This window comes from Streptomyces sp. NPDC030995, assembly GCF_055571215.1.
Genome location: NZ_JBVIFS010000017.1, coordinates 54,226 through 74,169, shown reverse-complemented (window position 1 = coordinate 74,169; position 19,944 = coordinate 54,226). Strand labels below are relative to the sequence as shown.

19 protein-coding genes and 1 pseudogene are annotated in these 19,944 nt (G+C 72.3%); 1 reads left to right on the top strand and 19 read right to left on the bottom strand.

Features of this window, described 5'->3' with window-relative positions; all coding sequences use genetic code 11:
• From dprA to proS, 16 genes and pseudogenes are all read right to left on the bottom strand, one after another.
• Complete coding sequence (gene dprA / locus ACZ45T_RS24310; protein WP_468444625.1) at positions 1-1,176, bottom strand: DNA-processing protein DprA; 1,176 nt, start codon at positions 1,174-1,176, stop codon at positions 1-3.
• A complete protein-coding gene (locus tag ACZ45T_RS24305) occupies positions 1,173-2,807 on the bottom strand; it encodes a YifB family Mg chelatase-like AAA ATPase (protein WP_468444623.1) in 1,635 nt (544 codons plus the stop codon). Before ACZ45T_RS24305 ends, dprA begins: the two co-directional genes overlap by 4 nt.
• A complete protein-coding gene (locus ACZ45T_RS24300) occupies positions 2,807-3,178 on the bottom strand; it encodes a YraN family protein (protein WP_468444621.1) in 372 nt (123 codons plus the stop codon). Before ACZ45T_RS24300 ends, ACZ45T_RS24305 begins: the two co-directional genes overlap by 1 nt.
• A gap of 108 nt (positions 3,179-3,286) precedes the next feature.
• Positions 3,287-3,595 (bottom strand): DUF2469 domain-containing protein, encoded by a 309-nt coding sequence (locus ACZ45T_RS24295; protein WP_005311352.1) that lies wholly within the window; start codon positions 3,593-3,595, stop codon positions 3,287-3,289.
• Between the two features lie 55 nt (positions 3,596-3,650).
• Entirely contained in the window at positions 3,651-4,157 is a 507-nt protein-coding gene (locus tag ACZ45T_RS24290) for an NUDIX hydrolase (protein ID WP_468444619.1), read from the bottom strand.
• The gene (lepB, locus tag ACZ45T_RS24285; RefSeq protein WP_468444617.1) at positions 4,147-4,929 is read right to left on the bottom strand and encodes a signal peptidase I; all 783 of its coding nucleotides are present in this window, start codon (positions 4,927-4,929) and stop codon (positions 4,147-4,149) included. The genes ACZ45T_RS24290 and lepB (ACZ45T_RS24285) overlap by 11 nt, the downstream gene beginning before the upstream one ends.
• Before the next feature lie 43 nt (positions 4,930-4,972).
• Positions 4,973-5,872 (bottom strand): signal peptidase I, encoded by a 900-nt coding sequence (gene lepB, locus ACZ45T_RS24280; protein WP_468444615.1) that lies wholly within the window; start codon positions 5,870-5,872, stop codon positions 4,973-4,975.
• Positions 5,820-6,842: pseudogene (gene lepB / locus ACZ45T_RS24275) on the bottom strand (signal peptidase I). The gene lepB (ACZ45T_RS24280) and the pseudogene lepB (ACZ45T_RS24275) overlap by 53 nt, the downstream one beginning before the upstream one ends.
• Positions 6,835-7,602 (bottom strand): signal peptidase I, encoded by a 768-nt coding sequence (gene lepB / locus ACZ45T_RS24270; RefSeq protein ID WP_468444613.1) that lies wholly within the window; start codon positions 7,600-7,602, stop codon positions 6,835-6,837. Before lepB (ACZ45T_RS24270) ends, lepB (ACZ45T_RS24275) begins: the two are co-directional and overlap by 8 nt.
• Before the next feature lie 44 nt (positions 7,603-7,646).
• Positions 7,647-7,997: a 50S ribosomal protein L19 gene (rplS, locus tag ACZ45T_RS24265; protein ID WP_030386403.1), complete on the bottom strand. Its 351-nt coding sequence runs from the start codon at positions 7,995-7,997 to the stop codon at positions 7,647-7,649.
• A gap of 133 nt (positions 7,998-8,130) precedes the next feature.
• The gene (gene trmD / locus ACZ45T_RS24260) at positions 8,131-8,952 is read right to left on the bottom strand and encodes a tRNA (guanosine(37)-N1)-methyltransferase TrmD (protein WP_468444610.1); all 822 of its coding nucleotides are present in this window, start codon (positions 8,950-8,952) and stop codon (positions 8,131-8,133) included.
• Entirely contained in the window at positions 8,952-9,509 is a 558-nt protein-coding gene (rimM, locus tag ACZ45T_RS24255; RefSeq protein WP_468444608.1) for a ribosome maturation factor RimM, read from the bottom strand. Before rimM ends, trmD begins: the two co-directional genes overlap by 1 nt.
• A gap of 93 nt (positions 9,510-9,602) precedes the next feature.
• A complete protein-coding gene (locus ACZ45T_RS24250) occupies positions 9,603-9,842 on the bottom strand; it encodes an RNA-binding protein (RefSeq protein WP_030011889.1) in 240 nt (79 codons plus the stop codon).
• A 2-nt stretch (positions 9,843-9,844) separates the two neighbouring features.
• Positions 9,845-10,285 carry a 30S ribosomal protein S16 gene (rpsP, locus tag ACZ45T_RS24245; RefSeq protein WP_030386406.1) on the bottom strand — a complete coding sequence of 147 codons (441 nt, stop codon included), beginning with the start codon at positions 10,283-10,285 and terminating at the stop codon, positions 9,845-9,847.
• Between the two features lie 283 nt (positions 10,286-10,568).
• Positions 10,569-11,165, bottom strand: coding sequence for a hypothetical protein (locus ACZ45T_RS24240; protein ID WP_468444605.1), 597 nt, complete (start codon positions 11,163-11,165; stop codon positions 10,569-10,571).
• 200 nt (positions 11,166-11,365) lie between these two features.
• Positions 11,366-12,778, bottom strand: coding sequence for a proline--tRNA ligase (proS, locus tag ACZ45T_RS24235; protein ID WP_468444603.1), 1,413 nt, complete (start codon positions 12,776-12,778; stop codon positions 11,366-11,368).
• A 130-nt stretch (positions 12,779-12,908) separates the two neighbouring features.
• Between proS and ACZ45T_RS24230 the strand changes: the two genes are divergently transcribed.
• The gene (locus tag ACZ45T_RS24230) at positions 12,909-13,586 is read left to right on the top strand and encodes a methyltransferase type 11 (RefSeq protein ID WP_468444601.1); all 678 of its coding nucleotides are present in this window, start codon (positions 12,909-12,911) and stop codon (positions 13,584-13,586) included.
• Between the two features lie 10 nt (positions 13,587-13,596).
• Here the strand turns inward: ACZ45T_RS24230 and ftsH are convergent, their stop codons facing one another.
• The 3 genes from ftsH to ACZ45T_RS24215 all read right to left on the bottom strand — a co-directional run bounded on the left by ftsH (position 13,597) and on the right by ACZ45T_RS24215 (position 19,935).
• A complete protein-coding gene (gene ftsH / locus ACZ45T_RS24225) occupies positions 13,597-15,537 on the bottom strand; it encodes an ATP-dependent zinc metalloprotease FtsH (protein WP_468444599.1) in 1,941 nt (646 codons plus the stop codon).
• Between the two features lie 128 nt (positions 15,538-15,665).
• Positions 15,666-17,237, bottom strand: coding sequence for a signal recognition particle protein (ffh, locus tag ACZ45T_RS24220; protein ID WP_468444597.1), 1,572 nt, complete (start codon positions 17,235-17,237; stop codon positions 15,666-15,668).
• Positions 17,238-17,508: 271 nt separating this feature from the next.
• On the bottom strand, positions 17,509-19,935 hold the full coding sequence (locus tag ACZ45T_RS24215; RefSeq protein ID WP_468444595.1) for a [protein-PII] uridylyltransferase: 2,427 nt from the start codon (positions 19,933-19,935) through the stop codon (positions 17,509-17,511).
• Positions 19,936-19,944: the final 9 nt, after the last annotated feature.

Genomic DNA, 19,944 nt, shown 5'->3' with positions numbered 1-19,944 from the left:
TCAACGACCGCCTCGCCGGGTGACTGCGCTTTGTGTGCCTCCTCCAGCCGTTTGTCTGCTCAACTGCCAGCCGTCGCCCTGCCGTTCGACGAACCCCAGAGAGTGAAGTTCGTACAGTCTGCCGATGACTTCATCGGCACCGATGCCGGAGGCAAGTGCCACCTCCGCCATGGCCGCCGGGCGCCCGGCCGGGAGTGCTTCGAGCACACGAGCGGTGTCCTGGTCCAGCAGGTCCCGGGCGAGCACCGGTCCGCGCCGCTCGGGAGCCAGCTCGCCGATGGAGCCGACCAGCTCGGCCACCTCCGCCGCGTCGGTGACGAGCACGGCCTCGCCCCGCAGCAGCTCGTGCACCCCGGCCGAGAGTCCGCTGGTGGCGGGGCCCGGCACGCCCATCGTGAACCGCCCGAGCTTCTGGGCGCGCCGGGCGGTGACCAGGGAGCCGCTGCGGTGGGCGGCCTCCACGACGACCGTGCCCCGGGTGAGGGCGGCGATGACGCGATTGCGCAGGACGAACCGGCTGGGGGTCGGATGGCTGCCCGGCGGCAGCTCCCCGATGATCAGCCCCTGGCCGGCGATCCGGCCGAGCAGCCCGGAGTGTCCGCGGGGGTAGGAGACGTCCACCCCGCAGGCCAGCACCGCGGCGGTCGCCCCTCCCGAGGCGAGGGCCCCGCGGTGGGCGGCGCCGTCGATCCCGAAGGCGGCCCCGGAGACCACGACCCAGCCCCGCTCGGCGAGGCCGGCGGCCAGTATCTGGGCCATGTGCGCGCCGTACGGCGTGCAGGCCCGGGCCCCCACCACGGCGACGGAGCGCAGCGCCCAGGTCCGCAGGTTCGGCCGGCCCCGCAGCCACAGCCCGACGGGCCGGGCGTCGCCGAGGTCGTCGAGCTGGGTCGGCCACTCCGCCGATCCGGGGCACACGAACCGGGCTCCCGACTCTGCGGCCAGCGCGAGGTCCTGCCGGGGGTCGGCCAGCGCCGCCCGTCTGCGGTATCCGGCGAGCCGCTCCGGCCCCACCCCTGCCAGGGCGGCCGACTCCGGTTCGGGGCCGGTCAGCAGCCGTATCAGGCCTGCGGCGCCGTACGCGCGCAGCCACCGCCCGCCATGCTCCTCCCCGGGTTCCAGGACCCGCGTCAGCGCCGCCCGCGCGAGCAGCTCGCCTTCCCCGGCCCCGGTCATGGCGCCGCCCCCGTCACCGGCATCGCCCCGCGGGCGATCCCGGTCCGCAGCTCCAGCGCCACGGCCACGTCCAGCGCCTCGGGCCGGTCCCGCCCCCGCAGGTCGGCCACGGTCCAGGCGACCCGCAGCACCCGGTCCAGCCCGCGCGCGGTGAGCAGGCCCCGCTCCAGGTCGCGCTCGGCGTGCGCCAGTGCTCCGGGACCCGCCTGCCACCTGGTCCGCAATTCCTGCCCGGGCACCTCGGAGTTGAGCCGCCACGGGGTGTCGGTGAGCCGGGCCGCGGCGCGCTCCCTGGCCTCCCGGACCCGGTCGGCGACCACGGCGGTGGATTCCCCCCGGCCGCCCTGCCCCAGCAGGTCCGAGCGGGTCACGGGCTCGACCTCCACCCGCAGGTCCACCCGGTCGAGCAGCGGCCCGGACAGCCGCGCCTGATAGCGCCGGATCACCGAGGGCGGGCATTCGCACCCGGCTCCCAGCAGCGTGTGGCGCCCGCACGGGCAGGGGTTCGCGGCGAGCACCATCAGGAACCGGGCCGGCAGCCTCACGACCCCGGCGGCGCGGGCGATGACCACGTGCCCCGACTCCAGGGGCTGGCGCAGCGCGTCCAGCGCCCGGCTGTGGAACTCCGCGGCCTCGTCCAGGAAGAGCACGCCCCGGTGTGCCAGGGAGACCGCCCCGGGCCGAGGGATCCCGGTCCCACCGCCCACCAGGGACTGCATGGTCGCCGAATGGTGTGGTGCGCAGTAGGGCGGCCGGGAGACCAGTGGTTCGCCGGGCGGGAGGATCCCCGCGACCGAGTGGACGGCCGTGACCTCCACGGAGTCCTGGCGGCCGAGCGGCGGCAGGATCCAGGGCAGCCGCTCGGCCAGCATGGTCTTGCCCGCACCCGGCGGTCCGCTGAGGAAGAGGTGGTGCCCTCCCGCGGCCGCGACCTCCAGGGCGCGGCGCGCCGTGTGCTGCCCGGCGACGTCCGCGAGGTCGGGGAAGTCCGCGGAGTCCCCCTGGCCGGCGCGGCCCGGCGCGAGGCCGGTGCCCAGGCCCGCCCCCGGGACGAGCAGTCCGGCCAGTATCGGGTCGGGGCGGCCCGGCGGGTCGGGGGGATCCTCCTCGGGGACGACCCCGTCGGTCAGGACCGCGATCAGCTGGCGCAGGCTGCGCACGCCGAGCACCGAGACGTCCGGCACGAGCGCGGCCTCGGCGGCGCACTGCTGCGGCACCACCACCTGCCGGTACCCGGCCTCGCTCGCGGCGAGGACCGCTGGCAGGATCCCCCTGACCGGACGCACCCGGCCGTCCAGCCCCAGCTCCCCGATGAGGACGAGATCGGCGATCGCGGCCGGGTCGACCACCTCGGCGGCGCCGAGCACGGCGGCCGCGACGGCCAGGTCGAAGCCGGCGCCGGATTTCGGTACGGAGGCCGGGCTGAGCCCGACCGTGAGCTTCTTCTGCGGCCAGGCGGCCCCCGAGTTGACCACGGCCGCCCGCACCCGGTCCCGGCTCTCGACCAGGGTCTTGTCCGGCAGCCCCACCAGGGTGAAGGCCGCGACCCCGGGCTCCAGGTCGGCCTGGACCTCGACCACCACGCCGTCGACGCCCACCAGGGCCACCGAGCAGGCCCGCGCGAACCCCATCAGGCCACCCCCCTGACGTGTTCCACCAGGGGCGCGCCGCGCCGCGGCAGCAGGACTCCGACGAGGTCGATGCGCACGCCGCCGGAGGGTGGTCCCCCGTGGTCCGCGAGCCAGCGCCCGGCGAGCGTGCGCAAGCGCTCGGCCTTGGCGGGCCGCACGGCGGCCATGGGGTGCTCGAACTCACCCGCCCGGCGGGTCTTGACCTCGCACACGACGAGGGCGTCCCCGTCCCGCGCGACGATGTCGATCTCCCCGCCGCGGCACCGCCAGTTCCGCGCGATCACGGTCATCCCGGCCTCGGTCAGCCGCCGCGCCGCGAGCTCCTCGCCATACCGCCCCAATGCCTGCTGTGCCACGCCCTTCGCGTTCATCCGGCACCACCTCCGGTACCGACGATCGCGCGCCCCCGCCCACCTTGTGGATCTTGGTGGACAACCCGGCCGTTGTGGATATCCCCGTCACCCTCCCGGGTGAGAAGCTCAGCTGCCGGGCAGTTCGAGGTCGCTCTTGTTGAGCTCCTCGATGTTCACGTCCTTGAAGGTCAGCACCCGCACCTGCTTCACGAAGCGGGCCGGCCGGTACATGTCCCAGACCCAGGCATCGGCCATCGAGACCTCGAAGAACACCTCACCCTGGACCGAGTGCACCTGCATCTCGTAGTCGTTGGTGAGGTAGAAACGGCGTTCGGTCTCGATCACATACTTGAACAGCCCGACGACGTCGCGGTACTCCCGATAGAGCTTCAGCTCCATCTCGGTCTCGTACTTTTCGAGGTCCTCGGCACTCATGGCATGTTCCCCTTCAGCCGTGCGTCCCCCCATTGTGCGCCAGGGTCGTGCGCCCCTAAACGATTTCCGGGGCCAGGACCACCGGCGCGCGCGGAGGACCCTCGTCGAGCAGTGCACGGAGCAGCTCGGCGAGTCTGGTCGGGTACACCGTCTCATGGGCCGCGAGAAGTTCCTCGGAGGTCCACCATCTGGCTCCGGTGACGCTGCGACGCTCCAACTCGGTGAGCCCGCCCATCTCGGTCACGGTCTGGGTGGTACGTGCCAGGAAGTACCACTCGTCCTGCTCCCAGCGCCGCCCGTCGAAGGGGAAGGAGCAGTAGCGGTGCCACAGCACCGGCCCCAGCTCCACCTCTGTGATCCCGGTCTCCTCCGCCAGCTCGCGCAGTGCGGCCTGCTCCCGGCTCTCCGTGCCCTCCAGACCGCCGCCGGGGGTGAACCACCAGTCGTCCGCGGGGTCCGCCGGCTCGAAGCCGTGCAGCAGCAGGATCCGGTCCGCGGGGTCCAGCAGGATCACCCGCGACACCTTCCGGTGGCCGTGGTCCCCGGCCGGGTCAGCTGACACCGGCCCGCTCCTGTCGCCGCCCGCGCCCCAGGACCCGTACGAGGGGCCCGTACGCGGCCCCCAGCAGCACCAGGGCGGCTCCGGCCACCACCGCCACCCCCTGGAGCCGCAGCGGCCCGGGCCGTGAGATCCCGCCGGGCAGGGCGGCGTACGTCCGCGGCCGCTCCAGCATCTTCATGGAGGGCCAGGCCAGGGCGTCGACGCGGGCGCTGACGGCCGACCGGGACACGGTCCCCTGCCCGGTCTCCTGCAGATGGGCCCGGGAGTCCAGCGAGGCGCTGCGCCGGTCGCCCAGCAGGAAGAGGTTCCCCTCGGGAACCGTCACCTCGAAGGGGGTTCCGGGGGGCGCGGCCTGTCCGGGCGGCATGGCCAGGCCCGTGTCGGGCTTGGTGTCGTCGGCGTAGGGCTCGTCCAGCGGGGTGCCGTTCACCGTGAGCCCGCCGTCCGCGCCGCAGCACTTCACGGTGTCGCCGCCGATGCCGACGACCCGCTTGACCATGGGCGAATCGCTCCACATGGAATCAGTAAAGATGACCACGTCCCCGCGGCGCACCTCACCGCCGTCGATGCGCTGCGCGAGCACCCGGTCCCCGGGCCGCACCGTCGGCATCATCGAGTCGGTCGGCACGGTGTAGGGCTGGTAGACGATCGCCCCCCACACGAAGCCGCCGAGGAAGAGCGCAAAGCCGATGGCCACGGCGAGTCCCGACAACACGTTGCCGAGACCGCCGCGGCCATCCTTGCCACTGCGTATCGCTTCTGTTCCGCCCATTCCTGCGCCCCCACACTTCGGGATCGTCGACCTGGGCGGCACCCTACCCGGCGGTACGACCGCTGGTCAGCCTCCGACGGCGCCACATGACGAGCGGCACAGCGCCCGCGAGCCCCAGCGCGGCCGGACCCAGCCCGACCGGCGCCAGCCCGGCGGCCCCGAGGCCGAGCGCGGTCGCCGCGGCCTGGTTGCCGATGCCCGGCTGGTCGAAGGTGTCCGGGATCGGCAGGGTGGACCAGCGGGTGACCGGCCACGCGACCACCACGGCCCGCCCGACGACCTTGTCGACCGGTACGAAGCCCTGGGTGGAGTCCTGCATGTGGTAGCGGGAGTCCTGAGAGTTCTGCCGGTGATCGCCCATCACCCAGATCTTGCCCTTGGGCACGGTGATCGGGCCGAAGGGCGCGTCGTCGCACGGGGTGTTGCCGGGGAAGATGTACGGCTCGACGAGCTCCTTGCCGTTGACGACGACCGGTCCGCCCTTCTTGCACTCGACCGTGTCCCCGCCGATGGCGATGGTCCGCTTGATCAGGTCCTTCTCGTCCGCGGACGGCATCAGGCCGATCTTGCTGAGGATCTGCTGCGCGAGGTTCGGATCCGGGGTGGGCTCCCCGGACAGCCAGTTCGCGGGGTCGTGGAAGACCACGACCTCACCGCGCTCGGGCTCGGAGCCGAACCACGGGGTCAGCTTGTCCACGAGCACCCGGTCCCCGCGCTGCAGGGTGTTCTGCATCGAGTCGGACGGGATCGAGAACGCCTGGACCAGGAAGGTCTTGATCAGCAGGGCCAGCAGCAGTGCGATGCCGATGAGGAGCGGCAGCTCCTTCCAGAACGAGCGGTGCGGACGAGCCTTTGCACCGCCGTCCTCGGCCTCGCCCTTCACGGCGTCGTCATCCGGCCGCTCCTCGCCCTCGTCGCGTCCGGACCGTGCGCCTACCGCCACATCCCCCACATCCACTCCTCAATCGAGATCGCCGCCCGCGCCGAACCGGCTACGGGCCCTCCCCTCCCTTAACGAGCGGGAGTTCCCTAAGGCGCGGGAGACCCAGGACACACTATGCGAACGGCACACCCCGTCGGCGCCGACGACGCCCGCGTCCCTCGCGCCTCGCCTGATCGGGGACCATGCGGAAGGTCGCCGGCGTCTCGAAGTGCTTCCAGTGCCCGAAGGGCCAGGCGATCACCACGGCCTCGCCCACGACCCCGTTCTCGTCGATGGTGCCCTGGAAGGCCTCGTCGAGGTGGTAGCGGGAGTCCGCCGAATTCGACCGGTGGTCGCCCATCACGAAGAGCCGGCCCGCCGGCACCTCCACCTCGAAGCGGATCTCCGAGGGGGCGTTGCCCTCGTTCACGTACGGCTCATCGAGCGGCGAGCCGTTGACGGTGACCCGGCCCCGGCTGTCGCAGCACTTGACGGTGTCCCCGCCGACTCCGATGACCCGCTTGATCAGGTCCTGCTCGTCGGCCGAGGGCAGCAGGCCGATGAAGGTCAGGGTCTGCTTGATCTGCTTGACCCCGACCGGGTCCGGGGCAGGCCGGGCCGCCTCGCCGCGGAGCCAGCCGCCGGGGTCCTTGAACACGACGACGTCGCCGCGCTCGATCTCGGAGCCGAACCACGGGGTCAGCTTGTCCACGAGGACCCGGTCGCCGATCCGGATGGTCTGCTCCATCGAGCCCGACGGGATGAAGAAGGCCTGTACGAGGAAGGTCTTGAGGAGCAGGGCTATGCACAGCGCCACGACCACCAGCAGGGGCAGCTCGCCCGCCCGGCGCGTGCGGCGGCGCCGCCGCACCCTGCGGGCCAGCCGGCGCCGTTCGGCCCGGCCGCCCTCGACCACCACGACGGGTTCCGGCTCCGGCTCCGGCTCGGGCTCCGGCTGCCGTGCGCCGCGCGGCCGCCCCCGGCTACCCATGACCGCCGCCGACGCTACCCCAGCGCGAGACGGGCCAGCCGATCCAGTCGGCCCGCCCGATCACCTTGTCCACCGGCACCATCCCCCCGCCCGGCTCCCCCAGGTGGTCCCGCGAATCCCGGGACTGGGAACGGTGATCACCCATCACCCACAGGGTCCCAAGGGGGACGACGATCCGGAAGGGCACCTTCGAGGGTGCGTCGCCGGGATGCAGGTACGGCTCGTCCAGCGGTACCCCGTTGACCTCGATCCGCCCGCCGGCATCGCAGCACACCACGTCGTCGCCGCCGACGCCCACGACCCGCTTCACGAAGTCGGTGTCGGACGGCTCCGCGAGCCCGAGCGCGGAGGCGCCGCCGTGCAGCAGCCCGCCGAGGGCGCCGCCGTCCGGGCGCTCCCGTACGAAGGAACCCGTGCCGTCGAAGACGACCACGTCGCCGCGGCGCGGCTGGCCGCCGGAACGGTACGCCAGCTTGTTGACCAGCACCCGGTCCCCGACCTGGAGCGTCGGCTCCATGGAGCGGCTCGGGATCAGGAAGGGCTGGACCACGAAATGGCTGAGCAGCAGCAGGAAGACGGTGCAGATCACACCGAGCGCTCCGGCCCGTCGCCAGGTCAGCGGCCGCCGGCGGCCGGGCCCCGCGGTCGCCCGCCGCCCGGCCCGAGGTCGCCCGGTCGCAGAGAACGCAAAACGCGGCCGCCCTTCCCCCTCGCCGGGGGAAGAGTGGCCGCGCTGCGTGTGAGGTGCTTCGGTGTCCATCGGGAGCGAGCCTATCCGGCCACCCCCGGGCCCCGGAGGGGACCTCAGCGGTCGCGCTTCTCCTTGATCTTCGCGGCCTTGCCGCGGAGCTCACGGAGGTAGTACAGCTTGGCGCGACGCACGTCACCGCGGGTGACGAGCTCGATCTTCTCGAAGATCGGGGAGTGGACCGGGAAGGTACGCTCCACGCCGACGCTGAAGGAGACCTTGCGAACGGTGAAGGTCTCGGAGACGCCGGCGCCCTGGCGGCGGATGACTACGCCCTTGAACTGCTGGATACGGGAGCGGTTGCCCTCGATCACGCGGACGTGCACGTTGATCGTGTCACCCGGGCGGAAGGCCGGGACGTCCGAGCGGAGCGCGGCGGCGTTGACGCCATCGAGCAGGTGAGACATGTTGTTCGTCTGCTTTCTTCGCATGACGCCACAGGTCGCCGATGCGGGTTTCCGTAGAGAATTCGGGAGCTGTGAGACCCGGCGGGCGACGGTCCCCCTGTGGCAGGGGCGTCCGCGAGCACACAACAGCCGCCTATTCTTCCACGACCTGCGGCCTGCGCCAAAATCGGCCGTCGGGGGACGGCGTCCAGCCCAGGATGGAGAGGATCTCCCGGTCCTTCTTGTCGAAGGCGGTGGCCTCGCAGCGCTCGATCAGGTCGGGGCGGTTCCGCGCGGTCCGGCGGAAGGCCTCGTCCCGGCGCCAGCGGGCGATCTTCCCGTGGTGTCCGCTCAGCAGGACCTCGGGGATGTCCCGGCCGCGCCACTCGGGGGGCTTGGTGTAGACGGGCCCCTCCAGGAGGTTCGCCATCTCGCCGGGCGCGAAGGAGTCGTCGCGGTGCGATTCGGCGTTGCCGAGCACCCCGGGCAGCAGCCGGGCCACGGCCTCGGTGACCACCAGGACGGCGGCCTCGCCGCCCGCCAGGACGTAGTCGCCGATGGAGACCTCGTACACCGGCATGCGCGTGGCGTATTCGTCCATGACCCGGCGGTCGATGCCCTCGTACCGGGCCGGCGTGAAGATCAGCCAGGGCCGCTCGGAGAGCTCGACGGCCAGTTCCTGGGTGAAGGGGCGGCCGCTGGGCGTGGGGACGACCATGACGGGTCCGTGCGCGCCCGCCTCGTAGCCGTCGGCCAGCGCCGCGTCCAGGGCCTCGCCCCACGGCTCGGTCTTCATGACCATGCCGGGACCGCCGCCGTAGGGGGTGTCGTCGACCGTGTTGTGCCGGTCGTACGTCCAGTCCCGCAGGTCGTGCACGTGTACGTCGAGCTGCCCGCGGGCGCGGGCCTTGCCGACGAGCGAGACGTTCAGCGGCTCCAGGTACTCGGGAAAGATCGTGACGACGTCGAGACGCATCAGGCGTCTTCCCCGTCCGCGTCACGGGTCGAGTCGATGATCGCGTCGCGCTCGTCGATCAGCCCGGGCGGCGGGGTGATGACGCAGCGCTGCTCCTCCAGGTCGATCTCGGCGACGATCTCCTCGACGAAGGGGATCATCACCTCGGAGCCGTCGGGGCGCTCGACGATGAAGAGGTCCTGCGAGGGCAGGTGGGAGATCTCGGTGATCCGGCCGATCTCGGTGCCGTCGGCGAGGACGACGTCCAGGTCCATCAGCTGGTGGTCGTAGTACTCGTCGGGCTCCTCGGGGAGCTCCGCCGGGTCCACGTCCGCGATCAGCAGGATGTTGCGCAGCGCCTCGGCGCCGGTGCGGTCCTTGACGCCCGCGAAGCGGAGCAGGAGCCTGCCGCTGTGCACGCGGCCCGTCTCGATGGTGAGCGGTCCCGCCGTCGCGGGCTCCGTCCTGAGCACGGCGCCGGGACTGAGCCGCAGTTCCGGCTCGTCGGTGCGCACCTCGACGGTGACCTCACCCTTGATGCCGTGGGCGCGGCCGATCCGCGCGACTACCAACTCCACTGTGCTCTCCTGTTCAGACGACGACGGGCCGGGGCGGGCACGAATGCCCTCCCCGGCCCGTGCCGGTGATTCACGCTTCTAGCAAACCGGGTCTCAGCGGACCTGGTCCACGTCGACGAGGTCGACGCGGATCCCCCGGCCGCCGATGGCGCCCACGACGGTACGCAGAGCACGTGCGGTGCGGCCGTTGCGACCGATCACCTTGCCGAGGTCGTCCGGGTGAACCCGGACCTCGAGCACCTGTCCGCGGCGCAGGTTGCGCGAGGCGACCTGCACTTCGTCGGGGTTGTCCACAATGCCCTTTACGAGGTGCTCAAGAGCCTCCTCGAGCATGATCAGGCCTCGGTCGACTCGGCGGCGGCCTCAGCCTCGTCCGCCTTCTTGTCGGCCTTCTTCGCCTTCTGCGTGATGGCCTCGCCCTTGCCCTCGCCGATGCCCTCGAGGGCCTTGGCGAACTCGTCGAAGGAGCGACGCTTGCTCTCCTTCGTCTCCGGCTGCAGGAGCGGCGCGGGGGCGGGGAGACCCTTGTGGGCCTGCCAGTCACCGGTCAGCTTCAGGATGGCGAGCACAGCCTCGGTGGGCTGGGCGCCGACGGACAGCCAGTACTGCGCACGCTCGGCGTTGACCTCGATGCGCGACGGGTTGTAGGTCGGGTGGTAGATACCGATCTCTTCGATCGCGCGACCGTCCCGACGGGTACGGGCGTCGGCGACGACGATGCGGTAGTGCGGCTGGCGAATCTTGCCGAGGCGCTTGAGCTTGATCTTGACTGCCACTGGAGTGGTGTCTCCTGAACTTGACGTGGTTGGGCACATGAGATGCCACGTGGGGTTGCGGTACTCGGGTGCCCGATGGACGCGTCAGCCGGAGGAGAGAGGGGTCCTATGCGACTGTCGAGTACAGCTAGCCATTGTGCCATACGCCTGAGGCACTGCCGAGCGCGGTGAACCGTCCCCCGAGGGCGGGCCCGCACGCCTGCCCTGCGCGGCCTGCCGCGGGCACGGCTGCGCGAGCGCGCGCCCCGGTCCGCCTCGGGCGGCGGCCCCGGACCCCCGCGGGTCAGGAGGCTGCCGCGATGGCCACCTCGGGGATGCGGAAGGGCTTCATGCAGCCGCCGCACACGATCGGGGCCTGGGCCAGGACCGAGGGGACCACCCGCACGTTGCGCCCGCAGTCGCAGACCGCCTTGACGCGCACGCCGCCGCCCGAGGAGCCGTGCCGGGCGGCCGGTCCGCGGAAGCTGCGCTTGGTGTCGGCGGCCGTGGCGACCGTGTGCGCCTTCAGCGCGCGCTGAAGCCGCTCCATCGTGGGGCGGTAGCGCCGCTTCGCCTCGGGATTGAGCGAGACCAGCGAGAAGCCGCTGCTCGCGTGCGGCTCTTCGGAGTGGTCCAGCCCCATCTCCTCGGCGATCGCGAGGAATCTGCGGTTGTGGTAGCGGCCTGCGCGCGAGGTGTCGCGGACACCGCGGGCGGCGGCGATGCCGTGGACTGCCTCGTGCAGCAGTCGCTCGAAGGAGAGTTCGGCGCCACAGGCGGACGAGGACTCTCCGATCAGGGACTCGGGCGCGGCAAGGTCAGGCAGCTCGGGGTGGTACCGCTGAATGTCGGCCCACGCCTGCGCCAGCTCTGCGGCGAGAACAGGTGGTGTCGTGCTCACGTCGTGACAACGAGCCGGGGTGCCCGGGTGTTCCGATTCCGGGCCATTCCAAATTTTTTGCACGTACCAGTCAGTTCAGTCTCATGCGTCCTGACGAGGACGGGTGCGTCGATCTCAGGATGAGTCGGTACGTAACGAGGACTAACGACAAAGCCGCCCCGGCGCGCGGCACGAGCCGCACGCCGGGGCGTACAGGTCACTCAGTACGAGCGCGCGACGATCGCGAGGGTACCGGGGGCGTCGTCCGACTCCGGGACCGAACCGTCCGCGGCGATCAGGCAGCGCACGGAGACGGCCTGCTCGGCCAGCTTCGCCTCGCCCTCCGGACCGAGGTCCGCCCACGGGATCCGCGCCCAGCCACCGGCGATGGCGGCCTCGGCGGCCTCCTCGATGGTGGAGACGTCGGAGGTACGGGCCTCGCGGCGCTCGCGGGACTCGCGCAGCAGCTGCGCCTGGTCCTCCTCGAGCACCTTGGGCAGCAGGTCGAGCAGCTCGGTGATCTGGACCGGCTCCTTGCCGCCCGGGATGCGGCGGGCCAGCATCGCGGTGCCGGCCTCCAGGTCGCGGGGACCGATCTCGATGCGGACCGGTACGCCCTTGAGCTCCCAGTCCACGGCACGGCGGCCGAAGGGGGTGTCCACGCGGTCGTCGACGTGCGCGCGGATGCCGGCGGCCTTCAGCTGGGCGCCCAGCTCGCGGACCTTCGTGACGGCCTCGTCGCCCTTGATGGCCATGACGACGACCTGGACGTGGGCCAGACGCGGCGGGACGCGCAGGCCGTTGTCGTCGCCGTGGGACATGATCAGGCCGCCGACCATGCGGGTCGAGACGCCCCACGAGGTCTGCCAGACGAGCTGCTGCTTGCCTTCCTTCGACAGGTACTGGGTGTTGAAGGCCTTGGCGAAGTTGGTGCCCAGCTCGTGGCTCGTGCCCAGCTGGAGGGCCTTGCCGTCGCCCATCATGCCCTCGAGGGTGAGGGTGTTGATGGCGCCGGCGAAGCGCTCCTTGGCGGTCTTGCGGCCGAGCACGACGTCGATGCCGAGCACGTTCGTCATGAAGTCGCCGTAGACGTCCGTGTGGATCCGGGCGGCGTAGTCGCGGGCCTCCTCGTACGTGGCGTGGGCCGTGTGGCCCTCCTGCCAGAGGAACTCGCTCGTCCGGAGGAACACGCGCGGGCGCATCTCCCAGCGGACCACGTTGGCCCACTGGTTGATCAGCAGGGGCAGGTCGCGGTAGCTCTGGACCCACTTGGAGAAGTAGTCGTTGATGATCGTCTCGGAGGTCGGCCGGACGACGACCGGCTCTTCGAGCTCCTTGCCGCCGCCGTGCGTGACGACCGCGAGCTCGGGGGCGAAGCCCTCGACGTGCTCCGCTTCCTTCGTCAGGTACGACTGCGGGATGAACAGCGGGAAGTACGCGTTCTGGGCGCCCGCGTCCTTGATGCGTGCGTCCATCTCCTGCTGCATCCGCTCCCACAGGCCGTAGCCGTACGGTCGGATGACCATGGTGCCGCGGACCGGACCGTTGTCGGCCAGCTCGGCCTTGTTGATCAGATCCTGGTACCAGCGGGGGAAATCCTCCGCCTGCGGGGTGAGAACGGGTGCCTTTGCCATGCCGCGAATCGTACGGCGCCGGGCATGCGATGCGTGAATCGGGTGGTCGCTCCTCTGGACGCGGGGGCGAATGGGGAGTTCCCTGGCAACGGGGGCAAGGGGGCGACACGGAATCAGGAGCGCTCTTTCGATGACACCGACGCCGACGGCGACGCTCGTCGCCCGGGACTGGGCGGAGATCCAGGAACGGATGCTGGTACCGCTGTACGAGGCGGTCTACGACCGGCTGGAGGTCGGGCCGGGAGACCGGCTGCTGGCCCTCGACTGCGGGGCGGGCCTGGCCCTGCTGCTGGCGGCCGGGCGGGGAGCCCTGGCCACGGGCGTGGAGGCGGATCCGGCCCGGCGGGCGCTGGCCCGTGAACGGCTGCTGGAGGTGCTGGCGGCCCCGCCGGACCCGCCCCGCCCGTACGACGCCCTGCTGGCCTTCTCGCCGTCCCCGGCGGCCCTGGCCGCGGCCCTGCCCGCGGTCCGCCGCGGCGGCGCGGTGGTGCTGGCCGACTGGGGTCCGGCGGAACGCTGCACCGTGCCCTCCGTCCTGGGCGGCGGGCCCGACCCGCGGGACCTGGACGCGCTGGTGGAGCGGGCGGGGCTGCTGCCGGACGGCTCGGGGCGGGTGTTCTGCCCGTTCGGGTACGCGGACGTGGACAGCGCGGTACGCGGACTGCTGTCGACCAAGCTCTATGACGGCGCGGCCGATCCGGCGCTGGCGGAGAAGGAGCTGGCCGAGGCGCTTCACCCGTTCGAGCGGTCCGACGGCGCCGTGTGGCTGCCGAACATCTTCCGGTACGTGATCGCCCGAGTGGCGTAACCGAGGCTCCTCAGTCGGTGCCGTGCGCCTTCGTCAGCCGCGGGATGCCCGCGGCGGCGTAGGCGGCCGCTTCGTCCAGGGTCTCGTTGGCGAGGAGGGCCTCCGCCAGGGCGTCCAGCTTCGGGCGGTGCTCGCGCAGCAGGCGGCAGGCCTCCACGTAGCACTCGTCCACGATCCGCCGCATCTCGTGGTCCACCGCGTCGAGGGTGGCGGGGGCGGCGGACAGGCCGTAGGGGCTCTGCGCGTCGGAGGGGATGGCGGTGAGCTTGCCGATGCGTTCGCTCATGCCCCAGCGGCCGACCATGCCGCGGACGATGTTGGTGACCTGTTCGAGGTCGTTCTCCGCGCCCGTGGTGATGACGTCGTAGACGACGTGCTCGGCGGCCATCCCGCCCAGCGCCCCGATGATGCGGCCGCGCAGGTACTCCTCGGTGTACGCGTACCGGTCCGCGTCCGGGCTGGAGAGGGTGACGCCCAGGGCGCGCCCGCGCGGGACGATCGTGATCTTGCGGACCGGGTCGGCGCCCGGCTGGAGCATGCCCAGCAGGGCGTGGCCGCTCTCGTGGTACGCCGTGCGCCGGCGCTCCTCCAGCGGCATGACCAAGGAGCGCTCCGCGCCCAGCTGGACCTTCTCCAGGGCGTCGGAGAGGTCGGACTGGGTGACCTCGTTCTGCTGGCGTTTGACGGCGAGCAGCGCGGCCTCGTTGGCGAGGTTGGCCAGTTCGGCGCCGGTCATTCCGGGCGTCGTACGGGCCACCTGCGCCAGGTCGACGCTCGCGGCGAGCGGGATGTCGCGGGTGTGGATGCGCAGGATGGCCTCGCGGCCGCCCCGGTCGGGCGGGGAGACGACCACCGTGCGGTCGAAGCGGCCCGGCCTGGTCAGGGCCGGGTCCAGGACGTCCGCCCGGTTGGTGGCGGCCAGCACGACCACTCCCTCCGAGCCCGAGAAGCCGTCCATCTCGGTGAGGATCTGGTTGAGCGTCTGTTCGCGTTCGTCGTGGCCGCCCATGCCCGCGCCGCCGCCCCGCACCCGTCCGATGGTGTCGATCTCGTCGATGAAGATGATGGCGGGGGCCACCTTGCGCGCCTCGGCGAACAGTTCGCGCACCCGGGAGGCACCGACTCCGACGATCATCTCGATGAACTCGGAGGCGGAGGCGGAGAAGAACGGCACCCCGGCCTCGCCCGCGACCGCCCGCGCGAGCAGGGTCTTGCCGGTGCCGGGCGGGCCGGACAGCAGCACCCCGCCGGGCATCCGGGCGCCCATCTTCCGGTACTCCTGGGGGTTCTTGAGGAAGTCGACGACGTCGTTGAGCTCCCCCTCGACCTCGTCGATGCCGGCGACGTCCTCGAAGGTGGTGCGCTTGGCGCCCGCCTCCAGCTCCACCGGCTTGGGCGGGGCCTTGCGGCCCAGCGCTCCCATGCCGCCGCCCATCCCCGCGCCCATCCGGCGGGCGATGACCACCCACAGCAGGACCAGCAGCAGCATCGGGGCGAGGGAGATCAGCAGGTTGGCGAGGAAGCTGCGCTGTACGACGACCGGGGAGGCCGTCACGTTCACGTTCTGCTTGGTGAGGTTGGCCCACAGGTCGTCGTCGGCGAAGGCCGGGCGCTGGGTGACGAATTTGGTGTAGTCGCCCTTGCCCCCGTCGGGCAGTGGCTGCTTGGCCTTCAGCTGGCCCTGGATGGCATCGCCCTTGGAGTAGATCTTCGAGACGTTGCCGTTGGTGACCTGCTTGCTGAACTCGGTGTACGAGACCGTCGGCTCGTCCCCCTCGTTGAAGAAGGACAGCACCAGGTTGGTCAGCAGGTACACGATCAGGGCGGTGAGGATCAGCCCCCGCCAGCCGCCCGGCATCCGCTTCCTCGGCGGCGGGGTGGGCGGTGCGCCTTCCGAGCGCCAGGGCGTATCGGCCCGGTCGCGAGGCGGTACGGGGGTGGGGCTGGGCACGGGGCGCCTCCTTCTGCCATCCTCCCGGCCGACCATAAGGGATAAACGGGGCCATCGCCCCAGCAGAAACGGGAGGGCCCCGACCGTGTGACCACGGCCGGGGCCCTCCCCGCACAGCTGACTGCGTCCTACTTCATGAACTTCTTGAACTCGTCCGGAAGGTCGAAGTCCTGAGCGGCCTGACCGCCCGCCGGAAGGCCGAAGGGGCTGCCGGCGGCCGCGGGCTCGATCGCCTGCGGGCCCTGCTCCCGGCGGGCCGCGGCTGCGGCCTCCTCTTCCTTGCGCTTCATCGGGTTGCCGCTCTTGCGCTTGCCCTTGGCCTGCTTGACCTGCTTCTTCTGTCGGCCGGGGCCGCCGCCCATCCCGGGGATGCCGGGCATCCCGGGCATGCCGCCGCCCTGGGCCATGCGGGACATCATCTTGCGCGCCTCGAAGAACCGCTCGACGAGCGACTTGACGGCGCTGACCTCGGTGCCGGAACCCTTGGCGATACGGGCACGGCGCGAGCCGTTGATGATCGTCGGGTCGTGGCGCTCGGCCGGAGTCATCGACTTGATGATCGCGGCGGTGCGGTCGACGTCGCGCTCGTCGATGTTGTTGATCTGGTCCTTGATCTGACCCATGCCGGGGAGCATGCCGAGCAGCTTGGAGATGGAGCCCATCTTCCGGACCTGCTCCATCTGGGCCAGGAAGTCGTCGAGCGTGAACTCCTTGGGGCCCTTGGCGAGCTTGGCCGCCATCTTCTCGGCCTCGGCCTGCGAGAAGGTCTTCTCGGCCTGCTCGATGAGGGTGAGCATGTCACCCATGTCGAGGATCCGGCCCGCCATGCGGTCGGGGTGGAACGCGTCGAACTCGTCGAGCTTCTCGCCGTTGGAGGCGAACATGATCTGCTTGCCGGTGACGTGCGCGATGGAGAGCGCCGCACCGCCCCGGGCGTCGCCGTCGAGCTTGGAGAGCACGACGCCGTCGAAGCCGACGCCGTCGCGGAAGGCCTCGGCGGTGTTGACCGCGTCCTGGCCGATCATGGCGTCGACGACGAAGAGGATCTCGTCGGGGCTGACGGCGTCGCGGATGTCCGCGGCCTGCTGCATCAGCTCGGCGTCGATGCCGAGGCGGCCGGCGGTGTCGACGATGACGATGTCGTACTGCTTGGTCCGCGCGTACTCGACGGAGTCCTTCGCCACCTGGACCGGGTCGCCGACGCCGTTGCCGGGCTGCGGCGCGTAGACCGCGACGCCGGCGCGCTCGGCGACGACGCTCAGCTGGTTGACGGCGTTGGGGCGCTGGAGGTCGCACGCGACGAGGAGCGGGGCGTGGCCCTGCCCCTTCAGCCACAGGCCGAGCTTTCCGGCGAGGGTGGTCTTACCGGCACCCTGGAGACCGGCCAGCATGATCACGGTGGGCGCGGTCTTGGCGAAGCGCAGCCGCCGGGTCTCGCCGCCGAGGATGGTGACGAGCTCGTCGTTGACGATCTTCAGGACCTGCTGGCCCGGGTTCAGGGCCTTGCTGACCTCTTCGCCGCGCGCGCGTTCCTTGACGTTCGCGATGAAGGAGCGGACGACCGGGAGGGCGACGTCGGCCTCGAGGAGGGCGATACGGATTTCCCGGGCCGCTGCGTCGATGTCAGCCTCGGACAGCCGGCCTTTGCCGCGCAGGCCCTTGAAGGTATTCGCCAAGCGGTCGGAGAGCGTATCGAACACGGTGGTCGCGATTCCTCGGGTCGGGGGCGGTTGGTGCCCCCCAGGGTATCGGGCCGGGCCACGTGGTGGACCCTGCGGTCCGAACCGGGCTCTGCCCGGACCCGCGCGTCCGCCCACGCGGAGCCCCGGCTCGCGTGGGCGGGGCTCCGCCCCGTACCCCGCTCCTCAAACGCCGGAGGGGCTGAAGTTACCCGGCGTCGGCCGAATCAAGCCCCGCCGGCGATTGAGGCGCGGGGTCTGGGGCGGAGCCCCAGGTGACCCGCGCCGTGAGCTACGCCAGGGCCGCCTGCACCGATGAGGCCAAGGCGGCGGCGTCCCGCGCGGCAAGGGGTTTGCCGTCGCCGTCGACCACGTACAGCGAGTCCACGGCATTCGCGCCCAGCGTCGAAACGTGCGCGCTGCGGACCCGCACCCCGCCGGACTCCAGGGCGCGCCCGATCCGGTGCAGCAGACCGACCGCGTCGGGTGCCCGCACCTCCAGGACCGTGGCCAGCGAGGAGACGTCGGGGACCACCGTGACCCGGGGCGGCGGCGGGATCACCCCGCGCCGGCGCGGGTACGCGGATTCGCGGTCCGCCAGCTTGGCCGGGACGTCCAGCGACCCGTCCAGCGCGCGCACCAGATCGGTACGGAGCCGGGCGGCCTGCGGCAGCGCGCCGTACTCCGCCGCCACCCGCCACCGCAGCACCAGGACCTCGCCGAGCTGTTCCGGGAGCTCCACGGAGCGCAGGTCCGCCGCCCGTACGGTGAGGCGGTGCAGGGCCAGCACCCCGGCCACCGCCGGGAGGACCCCCGGCTGGTCGGGGACCGCGACGACGAGTTCCACGCCGACCGCGTCCTCCTCCTGGCTGGCGTGCAGCGCCAGCACCGGCTCCCGGGTGCGCAGGGCCTCCACCGCCAGGCGTTCCTGTTCCGTGCTCGGGATCTCCGGTTCCCGCGCCGTGGGGGACGTGCCGCGCAGGACCGCGGCCACCCGCGCGACGAGGTCCGCGACCAGCGATCCCCGCCAGGCGCTCCACGCCGCCGGGCCGGTGGCCAGCGCGTCCGCCTCCGTGAGGGCGTGCAGGATCTCCAGGGTTCCCACCGACCCCACGGCCTCGGCGACGAGACGGACCGTGTGCGGGTCGTCCAGGTCGCGCCGCGTCGCGGTGTCGATCAGCAGCAGGTGGTGGCGTACGAGCGCCCCCAGCACGTCGACGTCCTGCGCGTCGAAGCCGACCCGGGCGGCGACGTCGCGGGCGATCGTCTCGCCGGCCACCGAGTGGTCACCCGGCCAGCCCTTGCCGATGTCGTGCAGGAGGGCGGCCATCAGCAGCAGGTCGGGCCGCCCGACCCGGCGGGTGAGGGCCGCGGCACGGACCGCCGTCTCGATGAGGTGCCGGTCCACCGTCCAGGTGTGCACGGGATTGCGCTGCGGGCGGCACCGCACCCGCTCCCAGTCGGGGAGCAGCCGCGTGATCAGGCCTTCCGCCTCCAGCGCCTCCCACACGGCCACCGTCGGCTCCCCCGCCCCGAGCAGCGTCACCAACTGCTCCCGCGCCTCGGCCGGCCAGGGCACCGGGAGCGGTTTCCCCTGCGCGGCGAGCCTGCGTACGGCGTGCAGCGATACGGGAAGACCCGCCTGCGCGGCGGCCGCGGCGAACCGCAGTGGCAGCACGGGATCGCGGTCCGGGCGCGCGGCCAGCGCCAGTACGGCCTCGCCGTCGGACTCCACGACGCCCTCGGCCAGGGGTGCCCGCGGGGCCGCCGGGGCACCCCGGGTCCCCAGCAGCCCGCGCAGCCTGGGCCGGCTGGCGCGGGCCCGCAGCACGCGCCCGACCTCCCGCCAGGTGACGTCACCGGCGTACGCGACCACGCGCGCGGCCTCGTACACCTCGCGCAGCAGCGCGTCCGCGTCGAGCAGTCCGAGCTGGGCGGCGACCTGGTCCTGCTCCTGGAGCGAGAGCCGGTCGGTGGCCCGGCCCGTCACCAGGTGCAGGGCGTCCCGCGCGTCCAGGAGCCGCCGCCGGGCCTCGGCGAGGCCCTCGCGGGGGGCGTCGGCCAGCCAGGACGCCGCGACGGCCCGCAGCGCGGTGGCGTCCCGGAGCCCGCCGCGGGCCTCCTTGAGGTCGGGTTCGAGCAGGAAGCGGAGCTCCCCGGCCCGCTCGGCCCGCTCGCGGCACAGGGCGTGCAGCTGCGGGAGCCGCTTGGCGGCCTGATTGCGCCAGTCGGCCAGTACGGAGGTCCGCAGGCCGGCGAGGAGCCCGGCGTCACCGGCGACGGTACGGGCGTCCAGCAGGCCGAGGTGCACCTTCAGGTCCTCGGCCGCGGTCTTGCGGGCCTCGCCGGGGGTCCGTACGGAGTGGTCGAGGGCGAGGCCGAGGTCCCACACCGGGTACCAGAGCCGGTCCGCGAGCGCGCTCAGCTCCCGCGGCTCCGCCTTGCCGTCGTGCAGCAGCACCAGGTCGAGGTCGCTGCGCGGGGAGAGTTCGGCCCGCCCGTAGCCGCCGACGGCCACCAGGGTGGCGCCGCGCACGCCCGTCTCCCGTGCGGCGGTCGTGAACAGGGCGTTCAGCCATTCGTCGGTCAGCCCGGCCAGGGCGGAACGCCGCGAAGGCCCGGACTGCGACTCCTCCTGGAGGAGTCGCAGCCGGGCCGCGGCGTATCCGCTGGGTCCCGGGTCGGCCGTGTGGTCCGTGGAGTCTTCGACGCTCGTCACCCGGGAGCT

What these genes read in the sequence shown, in the direction of transcription:
- ACZ45T_RS24295 (WP_005311352.1), bottom strand. Translation starts at nt 3,595, where the DNA reads ATGAGTGCCGAGGACCTCGAAAAGTACGAGACCGAGATGGAGCTGAAG.
- trmD (WP_468444610.1), bottom strand. Translation starts at nt 8,952, where the DNA reads ATGCGTCTCGACGTCGTCACGATCTTTCCCGAGTACCTGGAGCCGCTG.
- ACZ45T_RS24230 (WP_468444601.1), top strand. Translation starts at nt 12,909, where the DNA reads ATGACACCGACGCCGACGGCGACGCTCGTCGCCCGGGACTGGGCGGAG.
- proS (WP_468444603.1), bottom strand. Translation starts at nt 12,778, where the DNA reads ATGGCAAAGGCACCCGTTCTCACCCCGCAGGCGGAGGATTTCCCCCGC.
- ACZ45T_RS24300 (WP_468444621.1), bottom strand. Translation starts at nt 3,178, where the DNA reads ATGAACGCGAAGGGCGTGGCACAGCAGGCATTGGGGCGGTATGGCGAG.
- lepB (WP_468444617.1), bottom strand. Translation starts at nt 4,929, where the DNA reads ATGGGCGGAACAGAAGCGATACGCAGTGGCAAGGATGGCCGCGGCGGT.
- ACZ45T_RS24250 (WP_030011889.1), bottom strand. Translation starts at nt 9,842, where the DNA reads ATGCTCGAGGAGGCTCTTGAGCACCTCGTAAAGGGCATTGTGGACAAC.
- rplS (WP_030386403.1), bottom strand. Translation starts at nt 7,997, where the DNA reads ATGTCTCACCTGCTCGATGGCGTCAACGCCGCCGCGCTCCGCTCGGAC.
- ACZ45T_RS24305 (WP_468444623.1), bottom strand. Translation starts at nt 2,807, where the DNA reads ATGGGGTTCGCGCGGGCCTGCTCGGTGGCCCTGGTGGGCGTCGACGGC.
- lepB (WP_468444613.1), bottom strand. Translation starts at nt 7,602, where the DNA reads ATGGACACCGAAGCACCTCACACGCAGCGCGGCCACTCTTCCCCCGGC.
- dprA (WP_468444625.1), bottom strand. Translation starts at nt 1,176, where the DNA reads ATGACCGGGGCCGGGGAAGGCGAGCTGCTCGCGCGGGCGGCGCTGACG.